General features: G+C 56.9%; 13 protein-coding genes and 1 pseudogene. 4 read left to right on the top strand and 10 right to left on the bottom strand.

All coding sequences use genetic code 11. The features are described from left to right. The first annotated feature begins 146 nt into the window (after positions 1 to 146). On the top strand, positions 147 to 2,531 hold the full coding sequence (locus tag O1723_RS19145) for a beta-N-acetylhexosaminidase (RefSeq protein ID WP_014882303.1): 2,385 nt from the start codon (positions 147 to 149) through the stop codon (positions 2,529 to 2,531). Between the two features lie 85 nt (positions 2,532 to 2,616). Here the strand turns inward: O1723_RS19145 and gbpA are convergent, their stop codons facing one another. The 5 genes from gbpA to O1723_RS19120 form a co-directional block, all read right to left on the bottom strand. Beyond that, positions 2,617 to 4,068: an N-acetylglucosamine-binding protein GbpA gene (gene gbpA, locus O1723_RS19140; RefSeq protein ID WP_014882304.1), complete on the bottom strand. Its 1,452-nt coding sequence runs from the start codon at positions 4,066 to 4,068 to the stop codon at positions 2,617 to 2,619. A 133-nt stretch (positions 4,069 to 4,201) separates the two neighbouring features. Continuing rightward, the gene (ridA, locus tag O1723_RS19135; RefSeq protein ID WP_014882305.1) at positions 4,202 to 4,588 is read right to left on the bottom strand and encodes a 2-iminobutanoate/2-iminopropanoate deaminase; all 387 of its coding nucleotides are present in this window, start codon (positions 4,586 to 4,588) and stop codon (positions 4,202 to 4,204) included. Positions 4,589 to 4,662: 74 nt separating this feature from the next. Continuing rightward, a complete protein-coding gene (gene pyrI / locus O1723_RS19130) occupies positions 4,663 to 5,124 on the bottom strand; it encodes an aspartate carbamoyltransferase regulatory subunit (RefSeq protein ID WP_014882306.1) in 462 nt (153 codons plus the stop codon). Between the two features lie 12 nt (positions 5,125 to 5,136). Next, positions 5,137 to 6,069, bottom strand: a complete 933-nt coding sequence (pyrB, locus tag O1723_RS19125; RefSeq protein WP_014882307.1) for an aspartate carbamoyltransferase — start codon at positions 6,067 to 6,069, stop codon at positions 5,137 to 5,139. Between the two features lie 34 nt (positions 6,070 to 6,103). Beyond that, the gene (locus O1723_RS19120) at positions 6,104 to 6,208 is read right to left on the bottom strand and encodes a pyrBI operon leader peptide (RefSeq protein ID WP_022646880.1); all 105 of its coding nucleotides are present in this window, start codon (positions 6,206 to 6,208) and stop codon (positions 6,104 to 6,106) included. Between O1723_RS19120 and O1723_RS19115 the strand changes: the two are divergent. After that, positions 6,188 to 6,305, top strand: a pseudogene (locus tag O1723_RS19115) (hypothetical protein). The gene O1723_RS19120 and the pseudogene O1723_RS19115 sit on opposite strands and share 21 nt — an antisense overlap. 3 nt (positions 6,306 to 6,308) lie before the next feature. On the opposite strand, the gene O1723_RS19110 reads toward O1723_RS19115, so the two are convergent. From O1723_RS19110 to arcA, 5 genes are all read right to left on the bottom strand, one after another. Further along, on the bottom strand, positions 6,309 to 6,788 hold the full coding sequence (locus tag O1723_RS19110) for an arginine repressor (protein WP_014882308.1): 480 nt from the start codon (positions 6,786 to 6,788) through the stop codon (positions 6,309 to 6,311). Between the two features lie 80 nt (positions 6,789 to 6,868). Beyond that, a complete protein-coding gene (locus tag O1723_RS19105; protein ID WP_014882309.1) occupies positions 6,869 to 8,272 on the bottom strand; it encodes a YfcC family protein in 1,404 nt (467 codons plus the stop codon). Between the two features lie 47 nt (positions 8,273 to 8,319). Next, positions 8,320 to 9,324, bottom strand: a complete 1,005-nt coding sequence (gene argF, locus O1723_RS19100) for an ornithine carbamoyltransferase (protein WP_023336702.1) — start codon at positions 9,322 to 9,324, stop codon at positions 8,320 to 8,322. Positions 9,325 to 9,350: 26 nt separating this feature from the next. After that, on the bottom strand, positions 9,351 to 10,262 hold the full coding sequence (gene arcC, locus O1723_RS19095; protein ID WP_023336703.1) for a carbamate kinase: 912 nt from the start codon (positions 10,260 to 10,262) through the stop codon (positions 9,351 to 9,353). Positions 10,263 to 10,272: 10 nt separating this feature from the next. Next, on the bottom strand, positions 10,273 to 11,493 hold the full coding sequence (gene arcA, locus O1723_RS19090) for an arginine deiminase (RefSeq protein ID WP_014882312.1): 1,221 nt from the start codon (positions 11,491 to 11,493) through the stop codon (positions 10,273 to 10,275). A 674-nt stretch (positions 11,494 to 12,167) separates the two neighbouring features. Between arcA and O1723_RS19085 the strand changes: the two genes are divergently transcribed. After that, on the top strand, positions 12,168 to 12,620 hold the full coding sequence (locus O1723_RS19085; protein WP_023336704.1) for a YhcH/YjgK/YiaL family protein: 453 nt from the start codon (positions 12,168 to 12,170) through the stop codon (positions 12,618 to 12,620). A 246-nt stretch (positions 12,621 to 12,866) separates the two neighbouring features. Further along, entirely contained in the window at positions 12,867 to 13,775 is a 909-nt protein-coding gene (gene yagE, locus O1723_RS19080) for a 2-keto-3-deoxygluconate aldolase (protein WP_014882314.1), read from the top strand. Positions 13,776 to 13,782 lie beyond the last annotated feature (7 nt).

The raw sequence follows: 13,782 nt of genomic DNA, 5'->3' as shown, positions 1-13,782 counted from the left end.
CCGGTAAGCGCAGCGCCACCGGGCAATAGCTTTCTTCCCAAATTCAACAACCTGTGATCGCCGTCGGCGCATTCGCTTGACGACAATTTGTACGCATGTTAACAGAATGTTTTGCCTTTATTTGGCCCGTCAGATAAGGAACATTCATGTTACGGTACAGTCTCTTAACCGCCGGGCTGCTGCTCGGCGCCTCTGCCTTTGCCGCCCCGGCAGGGGATCTCCCGTTAATGCCCTGGCCTGCGAAGGTGGAACGCCCGACTACGCAGGGTGCACTGATGCTCACCAGCCAACTTTCCGTGACCGTCAGCGGCGACGATCTCGGCGACGCGGTCAACCGCCTGCGTCAGCGTATCGCCCTGCAAACCGGCTGGACGCTACAGCCGCAGGCTGAGCTACCGGACAAACCGACCATTCGCATCGCCATCGCCAAAAAGGTGAAGCCGCAGCCGCTGCCGGACAGCGATGAAAGCTATAAGCTCACGGTGGATGCCAACGGTGTGAATATCTCCGCCAACACCCGCTTCGGCGCGCTGCGGGCGATGGAGACGCTGCTTCAGCTGGTGCAAAACGGCGCGGAAAACACGTCGCTGCCGTGGGTGACCATTGAAGACGCGCCGCGCTTCCCGTGGCGCGGGCTGCTGCTCGACTCGGCGCGCCATTTCATTCCCATCGTGGATATCAAACGCCAGATTGACGGCATGGCGGCCGCAAAGCTTAACGTCCTGCACTGGCACTTAACCGACGATCAGGGCTGGCGCTTCAGCTCGAAGCGTTACCCGAAGCTGACGCAGCTTGCCAGCGACGGGCTGTTCTATACCCCTGAGCAGATGCGCGAGATTGTTCGCTATGCCACCGAGCGCGGCATCCGCGTGGTGCCGGAGATCGACATGCCGGGCCACGCCTCGGCGATTGCTGTGGCCTACCCGGAGCTGATGAGCGCGCCGGGGCCCTACAAAATGGAGCGCAACTGGGGCGTGCTGAAGCCGGTGCTTGATCCGACCAAAGAGGCCACATACGCCTTTGCTGACGCGATGGTCAGCGAACTGGCGGCGATCTTCCCGGATCCGTATCTGCACATCGGCGGGGATGAGGTGGACGACAGCCAGTGGAAAGCGAATCCTGCCATTCAGCAGTTTATACGTGACCACACGCTGGCGGACAGCCACGCGCTGCAGGCCTATTTCAACCGCAAGCTGGAGACGATCCTCGAGAAACATCATCGGCAGATGGTCGGCTGGGATGAGATCTATCATCCTGACTTACCGAAAAGCATTCTGATCCAGTCCTGGCAGGGGCAGGACGCGCTGGGTAAGGTGGCGCAAACCGGCTACAAGGGCATTCTTTCGACCGGTTTCTACCTCGATCAACCCCAGTCCACCGCCTATCACTACCGCAATGAAATCGTTCCCCAGGGGCTGAATGGCGTGGACGTGATAGCAGACACCGACAGCGCCCAGAGTTGGGCCTTCTCCATGCCGCGTCTGAAAGGCAAGCCAGTCGAGGGGAGTTTTACCCTGGTGAAAGGGGACGCCGGCTGGCGCGGTTTTATTGATTTTGCCGGGAAATCCCGCCGTGCGGTGCAGGATATTGCGTGGCGCGACGACAATCAGGTGACGTTTACCGTTGACACCTGGATGGGCGAAACGCGCCCGGTCGTCTCTGTCGATAACGACAAGCTCACCGGTTACTTCCTGGTGGGCAATACCCGCTATCCGATTAGCGGTACCCGTCTGGACGAGGTGCCGAAAGGGATCCCACCGGTAGTGCCGGACGTGGCGAATCAGGCTAATTTGCTCGGCGGAGAAGCTGCGCTGTGGGCGGAAAACGTGGTCGCACCGGTGCTGGATATCCGCCTGTGGCCGCGGACGTTTGCGGTGGCGGAGCGGTTATGGTCCGCGCAGGACGTCAATGATGTCGACAACATGTATACCCGCCTGCAGGCGATGGACAGCTGGACGACGGTGTCGGTTGGCCTGCAGCAGCATACCCAGCAGCAGGTGCAATTCACGCGGCTCGCGAATAATGCCGACACGTTGCCGCTGCAAATCCTCGCGCAGGCGCTTGAACCGGCCCAGTATTACACCCGTCAGCACCTCAAGTTCCAGGCGGGAAACTATCACCAGTTTGAGCCGCTTAACCGCCTCGCGGATGCGCTGAATGCGGAAAGCATCACCGTGCGTCAGATGAACAAATGGGCGGACCGTCTGGTGAGCGATGCGGAAGACACGGAAAGCGCCGACGCGCTGCGCCACGTCTTTAATCGCTGGCAGAGCAACACCAGCGACGCGCTGGCGCTGAGCGAAAACAGCTATCAGCTGAAGGCGATTAAACCGGTGATCCTGGAGGTGGATAAGCTTGCCACAATTGGCCTGAGGCTGACGGATCTGGTGGCGCGACAGGGCACGCTGGATGACAAAGAGATCGCCTCGATTCAACGCGAGCTGGATAACGCGGCGAAGGTGCAGGACGAAGTGGTGATTGCTGCGGTGTATCCGCTGGAGACGCTGCTCAGGGCGACGCGAAACCAGTAACATAAGCGCCCGGTGGCGCTACGCTTACCGGGCCTACGTGACGTGTAGGCCCGGCAAACGAAGTGCCGCCGGGCGTAAAGGCAACTCAGTTCTTCAATATCCACGCCTCTTTCCAGTCTGAACCCACGCCGGGCTCGAACTGGGTAGAGGTCGAACTGTACTGCTTGCAGTACCCACTGTACGGGAATGGCTTGCACTCGTAGGTCTTACCGTCTTTGGGCTGCAACACCACGGTGCCTGCCTTATAAGAGGCAAGATTATCCGGGAAGATAAAATCAGATTTACCGGTATCGCCGGAGGTTGCTTCACCTTCGAGCATCATATCCAGCACGTCCTGCGCGAACAGGGTGCCGGCTTTATTGGTGGCGTAGTATTTCAGCATGTGGTGCCCTGGCGTGACGTTTGTCAGGTTCATGGTCACATCCTGGTTGCTGTTATTCATATCCTGCTTCAGATAACCTTTTTCCGCTCCGGGATGGTTCAATACGTGTGCTTCAAGGTTCACGTCACCCTGCATATTGACGTGGAATGTCACCGTAGCGGCACCGTGAGTCACTTTGCTGTAATGCAGGTCAGTCACGGCAATGGATTCATTAACCACCGCTTTTTGCTCTTCATAAGAGATAGCCACTGACTTCAGCGTACTGTCTTCTTTTACGAAGACGCTGTTTGCGCCGTGAACCGGGCTAACGTCTCCGCTTTCATCCTTCACGCCGACGCGCACGTCGTGATGAGCGCTGTTAATTTTTTGCGCAAGATCGTAGGCCCACTGGTTGGCATCTCCCTGTTGAGCCGAGGCGATAGTCAGCTCGGTCGCCATGGAGGCGATTTCGCCGTTGGCATCGAAGAAGCGAGCAATCACTTTATCGCCCACGTTGAGGTTGTTACCTGCAACCTGGCCGCTCAGCGTTTTGCTCCAGACGGAGGTGGCGGCCGGGGTTTCATCCGGCGTGACGTTGCCGCCGTTACCGAAGTCCACGTCGATGGCCTGATAGAAACTGTTGGGCGTATCGGCAATTTCCCACACGCCGTAAATCACCTGATAACCGGTACGTTCCGGCACGTTACAGTTCATCGATTGGGTCATTGCGGGCGCCTGGCCGTTGCCGTTTACCGTACAAAACGGCGTTAAGTCGAACTGGTCGCGGGTCAGCGGCTTATTCGGGTTCCAGTTTTGTTTGGTGATGTAATAGCGCCAGTTGGTGGTTTTGTGCGGCGCGGTGTGATGCCAGACAAACTGATGTACCCCGGCGGTCATCGGCGTTTTGGTCCAGGCATTCTGGCTTTGCTTATCAAGCTGCGAGTAGTTGGCAATCCCGGCGCTGGCGAGTTCGCCATCCGGCGGCAGGCTCCCTGACGGGAAACCGGAGGCACGTTCTACGCTCTGGGGTTCATATTCCACCAGACCGCAGTCAATATTTTGTCCCTGTTTACACATATAAGCGCGGCTGGCAGGGGATTCGATATAGCCGTGTGCCAGCGCAGAAGAGGCTACCGTAAGAGTGGCAATAGCCAACGCAATTCTGGAGATTTTCATTTTTGTCCGAAGCGGGAATTTATAAAGGTGTGCGAGTGTATTTATTCCCGGACCGCGTCGTCATCGTATTACGAAGGTAAAAATAGCCAAATAAAAAAGGCAGCCGAAGCTGCCCTGGTTTGCCTGAAATTGATTAGCGGCGCACGGCGATCGCTTCGATTTCAATTTTCACGTCTTTTGGCAGACGCGCCACTTCAACGCAGGAGCGCGCCGGGAAGGTCGCGTTGTGTTCGGTAAAGAATGCTTCGTAAGTGGCGTTAACGGTCGCGAAATCGTTCAGATCTTTCACGAACACGGTCGTTTTCACGATGTCGCCCACTTTCAGACCGGCAGATTCAACGATAGCCTGCACGTTTTCCAGCGACTGACGCGCCTGTGCCGCTACGTCGGCTGGCACTTCACCGGTTTTTGGGTTCACCGGGATCTGGCCCGAGGTGATGATCATGCTGCCCAGATCAACGCCCTGAACGTACGGGCCGATAGCCGCGGGTGCATTTTCCGTCGCGAGTACTTTGGTCATGATTTCTCCAGAATAACAGCTGATTAAATGTTCCCGGCCATTATAGGGAGGCCGGGATCCTTTACCAACCTCAATTAGTTGGCCAGCACCACATAATGAGAAAACTCTTTTTCGCAGTATTTGCATTTGAGTGCGATGTCATCAGCGCGTTTTTTCACTGCAAAACTGGATGAAACCGGCTCAGCATGACTGATGCAGTTGCTGTTCGGACAGACCAGCACGCTCTCAATACGATCCGGCAGGCCAGGATGGGATTTGCCGACCACTTCATACTCGTCGATGCGGTTGACGGTGGCATCCGGTGCGTACAGCGACAGCTGGTTGACCTGCTCGTCGGTCAGGAAGGTATTCTCGATTTTGATCAAGTCCTTGCGGCCCATCTCGCCCGACGGCAGGTTCAGGCCAATGGTGATGCGCTGATCGGTCTCGGTCAGTTTGAACAGCGTCAGCAGCTTAAAGCCCACCTGCGCAGGGATGTGGTCAATCACGGTGCCACGTTTGATGGCTTCAACCTGGAGTTTGTTATCGTGTGTCATGGTCGTCTCCCCTTACAGAGCTAAGTCGCGATTCAGAACCAGTGCCAGTAACGCCTGGCGGGCGAAGATACCGTTCCCGGCCTGCTGGAAATACCAGGCGTGCGGCGTTTTATCCACGTCTGTGGTGATCTCATCGATGCGCGGCAGCGGGTGCAGCACCTTCATGTTGTCGCGCGCGCCGTCGAGGTCGCTGGCGCGCAGGACAAACTGCGCCTTCACGTTGGCGTACTCGGAAGGATCCAGACGCTCTTTCTGCACGCGGGTCATGTAGAGAATATCCACGTGGCTCATCACCTCTTCGATGCTGGCGTGCAGGCTCCACGCAATGCCTTTTTCGTCCAGCATATCGAGAATGTACTGCGGCATCGCCAGCGCATCTGGGGCGATGAAGAAGAAGCGGTTGCCGTTAAATTTCGCCAGCGCCTGGGTCAGGGAGTGGACGGTGCGGCCATATTTCAGGTCGCCGACCATGGCGATGTTCAGGTTCTCCAGCGTGCCCTGCGTCTCCTGAATGGTGAACAGATCCAGCAGGGTCTGCGTTGGATGCTGGTTAGCACCGTCCCCGGCGTTCAGTACCGGGATGCCACCGGAAAACTCGGTCGCCAGGCGCGCCGCGCCCTCCTGCGGGTGGCGCATCACAATCGCGTCTACGTAGGTGCTGATCACTGAAATGGTATCCGCCAGGGTCTCGCCTTTTTTACCCAGCGACGTGTTGCTGCTGTCTGAGAAGCCCACCACGCTCGCGCCCAGGCGGTGCATGGAGGTTTCAAAGGAGAGGCGGGTGCGGGTCGAGGCTTCAAAGAAGCAGCTCGCAATCACCTTGTGCTTCAGCAGCTCCGGTTGCGGATTGGCCTTCAGTTTTGCCGCGGTTTCCAGAACCAGTTCCAGCTCTTCGCGGCTGAGGTCGTTTATGGAAATGATGTGTTTTTGATAAAGCGGATTCATGTTTATCTCCTGACGCCGGGCAAAAAAAAGCCCCTCAAATGAGGGGCTCTGGGAATAGATTAAGCAACGGGAAGAAAAACGGCAGGCCAGCGTCTGATTTCAGACGCGGTAAGACGTTATGTCGTACACGCTTGACCATGCTTCCTCCCGGCAAATTGTCGGGCATTATACGCAGCTCGCTTTGCGGATCAAGCGATTTAATGCACGCTTTACTCAATGCAAACGGTTCTTTATGAATATTAATGCGTTCTGAGTAAATAATTAATTTGCTTATGCACCAGCGCGGTGCGCTTCACCACCCGAGGGGCGACCCAGACGATACTGCTTCCGGCCACCACGCCTAAAATTTCCGGTAACTGGTGATAATCCAGGATACGCGCCACCGCGCGGCCATATCCGGCAACGGTATGGATAAGGATAAATTCGCTATTGTGCTCAACGCTCACCACCATTTCGGACACGGTGCGCGCGGCATCAGGAGCCGGGCGCAGCTGGGGATTCAGCGAATAAATCTTTAGCCCTTTGGCATTTCGAATTTTTATGACACCGAGCAACTTGAGCAGACGTGAAACGGTGGACTGGCTGATGGTCTCAAAACCCCGCTCCTGTAAGTCGCGGCGGATCTCCTCCTGAGAGAGATAGCCCTTTTCCGCGATCAGACGCTGGCAGACCGTTAGCTGTAGTTGCTCTTTGGGAGAGTACTCTTCGTAATCCATCATAGTTCCCATATCAGTTCCCGAAATAACCGGTGACACCGCACCGATCCACAGGCCGGATAAGCGCAGCGCCATCCGGCAAATTACAACAACGCCCCCAGACTTAACGCCACCATAATCACCACCGTTAAAATCCCCAGCAGCGGCGCGACCCATTTCAGATAGCGCACGTAAGGCACGCGGGCGATAGCCAGCCCGCCCATTACGACGGCAGAGGTGGGAGTGATCAGGTTAACGATACCGGACGCCGACTGGTAAGCCGTAACCACCAGGTCGCGGTTGACGTTAGCGAAATCGGCAAGAGGCGCCATGATCGGCATCGTCAGAACGGCCAGGCCGGACGAAGAAGGCACAAGAAACGACAGCACCACCTCCAGCCAGTACATCACGTTGATGAACGCCACCGTCGATAAGCCGGTAACCATTCCCTCGGCGCTGTGCAAAATGGTGTGGGTAATCATGCCCTTATCCATGATCACTACGATACCGCGCGCGATACCGATAATCAGCGCGACGCCCAGCAAATCTCGCGCGCCGTTGATAAAGGTTGAGGTCAGTTCCTCTTCGCTCATGCGGGCGATCAGGCCGACGATTATTGCACTGGCGAGAAATACCGCTGAGATCTCCGCCATCCACCAGCCGAGCACCGCCACGCCGTAGATCATGACCGCGAAGGCAAGGGCGAAAATCACCAGGATGATTTGGCGCACCGGGGTGAATTCCAGCGACTGTTCGCCCTTGTTGCCGAGGAAGTGGGCGAGGTTCTCCTCCTGTTTGTCCGCAACGATGGAAAGAGACGGATCCTTGCGCACTTTGCGGGCATAGCGCATCACCCACGCCACGCAGATGATCCACCCTATGACCAGCAGCGCCACGCGCAGGGCGATACCGTTGGTGAAGGGGATCCCGGCGGCGTTGGCGGCGATCACTGTCGCGAACGGGTTAATGGTGGAGCCAAGCGTGCCGATCCCGGCGCCGAGCAGCACGGTGGAGGCGGCTACCACCGGGTCGAAACGGGCGGCCAGCATCACCGGTACCAGCAGGGTATAGAACGGCAGGGACTCTTCGGCCATGCCGTAAATGGTGCCGCCTGCGGCAAACAGCGCCATCAGGATCGGGATCATCCACTCTTCGCGACCGCGCAACCGGGTGGTGACGCGTTCGATCCCGGCGTCAATGGCCCCGGTTTTGGTGACGATCCCGAGGAATCCCCCGATGATCAGTATAAATAGCGCAACGTCGATCGCCCCGGCCTGGCCGGACTCGGGATCGTACAACCCGGCAATCGGGGCCATCAGCACGGAAACCAGCCCCTGCGGATGGGCCGCTACGTGCGCATAGGTTCCGGCAACCGGCACGTCCTTGCCGAGCGCCTCGTTCATGGCCATGTGATACTGCCCGGCCGGAACAATCCACGTCAGGACGGCAACGACGGCAATCAGAAAAAAGAGAATGGTGTATGCGGAGGGAAATTTGAACTTGCCCATGATGTTCTCCTGAAACCCGGCGCACCCCGCGGCGCGCCGGGCGGTGATTAGTCGCCGAGTGTCGCCACCATGACCGCTTTAATGGTATGCATGCGGTTTTCTGCTTCATCAAAGACGATAGAGTTCGGGGATTCGAAGACCTCTTCCGTCACCTCCAGCCCTTTCAGGCCATAGGCCATTTCGATTTCGCGGCCCACTTTGGTGTGCTCGTTGTGAAACGCCGGCAGGCAGTGCATGAACTTGACGTTCGGGTTGCCGGTGGCTTTCATGACGTCCGCGTTGATTTGATACGGCTTCATCAGGCTGACGCGTTCGGCCCACGCCTCTTTCGGCTCGCCCATGGAGACCCACACGTCGGTGTAGAGGAAATCCGTCCCGCGCACGCCTTCTTCCACGTCGTCGGTCAGGGTGATGCGCGCGCCCGTTTCTTTCGCGATGGCACGGCACTGCTCAACCAGACCCGCTTCCGGCCAGAAGGATTTCGGTGCCACCAGGCGGATGTCCATCCCCATTTTGGCCGCGCCGACCATCAGGGAGTTGCCCATGTTGTTGCGTGCGTCGCCGAGATAAGCAAAGCTTAGCTCCGGCAGGGTTTTGCCCGGCGCGTGCTCCAGCATGGTCATCAGATCGGCGAGGATCTGCGTCGGATGGAATTCGTCGGTCAGGCCGTTCCACACCGGTACGCCCGCGTATTCACCCAGCTCTTCAACAATCGCCTGGCCGTAGCCGCGGTATTCGATACCGTCATACATACGCCCCAACACGCGGGCGGTGTCTTTCATCGACTCTTTATGGCCGATCTGCGATCCGCTTGGGCCGAGGTAGGTCACCTGCGCACCCTGGTCAAACGCGCCCACTTCGAAGGCGCAGCGGGTGCGGGTGGAGGTTTTTTCAAAGATCAGGGCGATGTTTTTGCCGACCAGGGTTTGCTTTTCGCGTCCGGCTTTTTTGGCCGCTTTCAGCTCGATGGAGAGGTCGATCAGGTACTGGATCTCCGCCGGGGTGTAGTCCAGCAGTTTCAGGAAGTTGCGGTTTTTCAGGTTGATGGTCATATGGGAAATCCTTTTTAAATGTATGTTCAGTTACGAATCAACGTGCCTTTCTCGCCCGCCAGAATCTCTGCCCCATCGGCCAGCGCGCCGATCCCGGCAATGCCGTTGCAGGCTTCAACAAACTCGCGGCAGGCGGCCACTTTCGGCCCCATCGATCCGGCGTCAAACTGCATGCCTCTGAGCAGTTCTGGCGTCACCTGCGCCAGCGGGCGCTGGGTCGGTTTTCCCCAGTCGAGGTACACCGCGTCGGCATCGGTGAGGATCAGCAGGGCGTCGGCCTCAATCTGGCGCGCCAGCAGGGCGGCGGAGAGGTCTTTATCGATCACCGCCTCAATGCCGTGATAGCCGTTGGCGTTTTCCACCACCGGCACGCCGCCGCCGCCGTTGCAGATCACCAGGTGGTCGCGCAGGATCAGCGCCGTGATGGCGTCGCTCTCGACGATGCGTTTCGGCTGCGGTGACGGCACCACGCGACGGAAGTAGCTGCCGTCGGCCTTAAACACCCAGCCTTTTTCCGCGGCCAGCGTTTTTGCCTGGGCTTCGCTGTACACCGGGCCGATGTATTTGGTCGGGTTGCTGAACGCCGGGTCGGCGGCGTCCACTTCCACCTGCGTGAGCAGGACGCTCACCTCACGCTGCGGCAGGCTGTTTTTCAGCGCCTGCTGGAGCATGTAGCCGATCATCCCCTGGCTTTCGGCACCAAGAACGTCCAGTGGGTAAGGGGTCACTTTGTCGTAGGCGCTGTTCTGCAGCGCCAGCAGCCCGACCTGTGGACCGTTGCCGTGGACCAGCACCACGCGCCACTGCGCCGTGAGCCCGGCGATGGTGCGGGCGGCCTGCTCAATGTTCTGGCGCTGGATCTCTGCTTCCAGCGGCTCGCCGCGCTTCAGCAGCGCGTTGCCGCCAAGGGCCACAACCAGAGTGGGTTTTCGTTCCATGATGGCTCCTTTAAATTCCGTCGCGTTCCAGTGGGCAGCTCATGCAGCGTGCGCCGCCGCGGCCGCGTCCCAGCTCATCGCCCGGGATGGGCAGCACGGTGATGCCGGCTTTGTCGTACTTCTCGTTAGTCCAGACATTGCGCTCGTAGCCAATCACCACGCCGGGACGGATGGTCAGAACGTTGTTGGCGTCGTTCCACTGTTCGCGTTCGGCTTCAAAGGCGTCGCCGCCGGTGGTGATCAGGCGCACCTGGTTAATGCCGAGCGCTTTCTCGATGGCGTGCAGCAGGTCGGTTTCCTGGGTACGTTGCAGGCCGCCGCGCCCGTCCGGGGTGAGCGTCCAGCACTGGGCGTCTTTGCGCACCACTTCCGGGTAGACGGAGAAAGTGTCCACGTCGATGTGGGTCATCACGGTGTCGAGGTGCATGCAGGAGCGGTGTTTTGGCAGCTCAACGGCGATCACGCGCTCGGCCTGGCGGTGTTTGAACAGGCTGTTGGCGAGGAACTCCACGCCCTGCGGCGTCGTGCGTTCAGACATGCCGATCAATACCGCCCCGCGACCAATCACTAATACGTCTCCGCCTTCCAGGGTAGCGTGGTCGTAATTAATATTTTCATCGCCGAAATACTTAATAAAATCGCCGTCGGCAAATGCCGGATGCCAGCGATATATTGCCCGAAGGTTATTGGTTTCACGCTGACGGGCGGGTTTAGCCATCGGGTTAATGGACACGCCGTTATAAATCCAGCAGGAAGTGTCGCGGGTAAATAAATGGTTCGGCAGCGGCTTCATAATAAAGTCATTGGCCGTGTGGGTATCTACCACCATATTTTTGATGGCCGCCGGAATTTCGCCGTAGGTTAATCCGCCGCTTAATCTGCGCGCCAGTTCACGGTGCGGCATGTCCGCCAGCCAGCCGCGCACGTCGCCCGCAAAGGTAGGCCCGAGGCGATAGTCCGAGATTTGCGTCTCCAGCAGCCAGGCTTTCGCTTCTGTAATATCAAGCGTTTGTGTCAGGAGGTCGGTTAACAGCAGGACTTCCACACCCTGCTCGCGCAGCGTGTTTGCGAAGATATCATGCTCTTCACCCGCCCGTTCAACCGAGAGCACATCATCGAAAAGCAGTTCCTGACAATTCGATGGCGTTAAACGTTTCAGACTTAAATTTGGGCGGTGCAGCATAACGCTACGCAATTGACCAATTTCAGAACCGACGTAATGCTTTTCCATAATTATTCCTTTAACTGTTTTCAGAATAAAAAGGGCATGCGCCATGTGATGTGTTTAATTTCATGGCGGCTAAGCTCAATTGATTTCGTGGTTCATACTAGGCGGTTAAATAATCATTATTGTGATGCAGTTCACGCGAAAATGGATATTAAGGTGTTTGTTTTCATTTGCATGATTCGCATCAGATAATGATTAATTTCATATTATTGATACGTGAATAGCTAAGCAGCATTCGGTGGCAATATTTGTATTTGTTATTATTTTGTAGAATTTAATGTTTCGAAATAATTAGTTATATCATTGATTTTAAAAGTTAAAATTTGGTGTCTGGAATAGCTATGCAATAATGGCAGTTAACTATTTTTGACTTAAGGAAAATCCATAAATAATTATGGGGTTATAAAGGAAATTATTAAAGTGATAAAATGTGATACGGCAGCAGGTTTTGTGATTTACGCTTTCGATTCAGGAGGTTATGTTGGCGCTATCGCGCGCGCGAAATGAGGTTATGCATAACCGCTGCATAATTGCCTGTGTGTGATTAACAGTGAATTAACACCTTTCCCGATAAACATGCGCTCGCGCAAAGGTCACAGAAAAAGGGCTGGTATGGCAGCGCGAACTCTCGTATAAAAGACAAAAATGAAACGTTGTTTTACATTGAGGGTTTTCTCATGATCATCGGCAACATCCACCATCTCCAGCCCTGGCTGCCTGACGAACTGCGCCAGGCCATTGACTATATAAAGCGGCACGTCACCGACGCCACGCCGCCCGGCAAGCATGATATCGATGGCAACACTCTGTTTTATCTGGTCTCGGAAGACATGACTCAGCCGTTTGCTGAACGCCGCGCCGAGTTTCATGCGCGCTATCTGGACATCCAGATCGTGATGAAGGGTCAGGAAGGGATGACTTTCAGCACCCTGCCGCACGGTACGCCGGATACCGACTGGCTGGCGGACAAAGACATCGCGTTCCTGCCGGAAGGCGAGCAGGAGAAAACCGTGGTGCTGAGCGAAGGGGATTTTGTGGTGTTCTGGCCTGGCGAAGTCCATAAGCCGCTGTGCGCGGTGGGGGCGCCTGCTAAGGTGCGAAAAGTCGTGGTGAAAATGCTGATTGAATAACTCCCTTACCCCTCACCCTAACCCTCTCCCCACAGGGGAGAGGGGACTGCACCGAGCCGTCTTTTCTCCCTCGCCCCTTTGGGGAGAGGGCCGGGGTGAGGGGGACAATCTGTGATCCAGCTTAAATTTCCCGCACTCCCTCCTCATCTCCCATTTACCTGCGCTTTTTCTGCGTCATAGTATGATCGTTAAATTATTGAACGCTGTTCTATAATGTAGAACAAAATGATTCAGCAAGGAGATCTCATGCCGCAGCCTGTGTTGTTTACGGGAATCATTCCCCCTGTCTCCACCATTTTTACCGCCGATGGCCAGCTCGATAAGCAGGGCACCGCCGCGCTGATCGACGATCTGATCGCCGCAGGCGTTGATGGCCTGTTCTTCCTCGGCAGCGGCGGCGAATTCTCCCAGCTCAACGCCGAAGAGCGTAAAACCATTGCCCGCTTTGCTATCGATCATGTCGATCGTCGCGTGCCGGTTCTGATCGGCACCGGCGGCACCAACGCCCGGGAAACCATTGAACTGAGCCAGCACGCGCAGCAGGCGGGCGCGGACGGCATCGTGGTCATCAACCCCTACTACTGGAAAGTCTCGGAAGCGAACCTGATTCGCTATTTCGAACAGGTGGCCGACAGCGTCACGCTGCCGGTGATGCTCTATAACTTCCCGGCGCTGACCGGGCAGGATCTCACGCCAGCGCTGGTGAAAACCCTCGCCGACTCGCGCAGCAACATCGTAGGCATTAAAGACACCATCGACTCCGTCGCCCATCTGCGCAGCATGATCCACACCGTCAAAGCGGCCCACCCGCACTTCACCGTGCTGTGTGGCTACGACGATCATCTGTTCAATACCCTGCTGCTCGGCGGCGACGGAGCGATCTCGGCGAGCGGCAACTTTGCGCCGCAGGTGTCGGTAAATCTTCTGAAAGCCTGGCGCGATAAGGATGTGGCGAAAGCGGCTGAGTATCATCAGACCTTGCTGCAAATCCCGCAGCTGTATCAGCTGGATACGCCGTTCGTGAACGTCATTAAAGAGGCGATTGTACTTTGCGGTCGCCCGATCTCCACGCACGTGCTGCCGCCCGCTTCACCGCTGGACGAGCCGCGCAAGGCGCAGCTGAAATCCCTGCTGCAACAGCTCAAGCTCTGCTGAGCCGGAA

The sequence above is a fragment of the Enterobacter cloacae complex sp. HYC080_NIDB genome (genome assembly GCF_056673325.1).
Note: the sequence above shows the minus strand (reverse complement) of the source record. Positions and strands in the feature narration are given on the sequence as shown.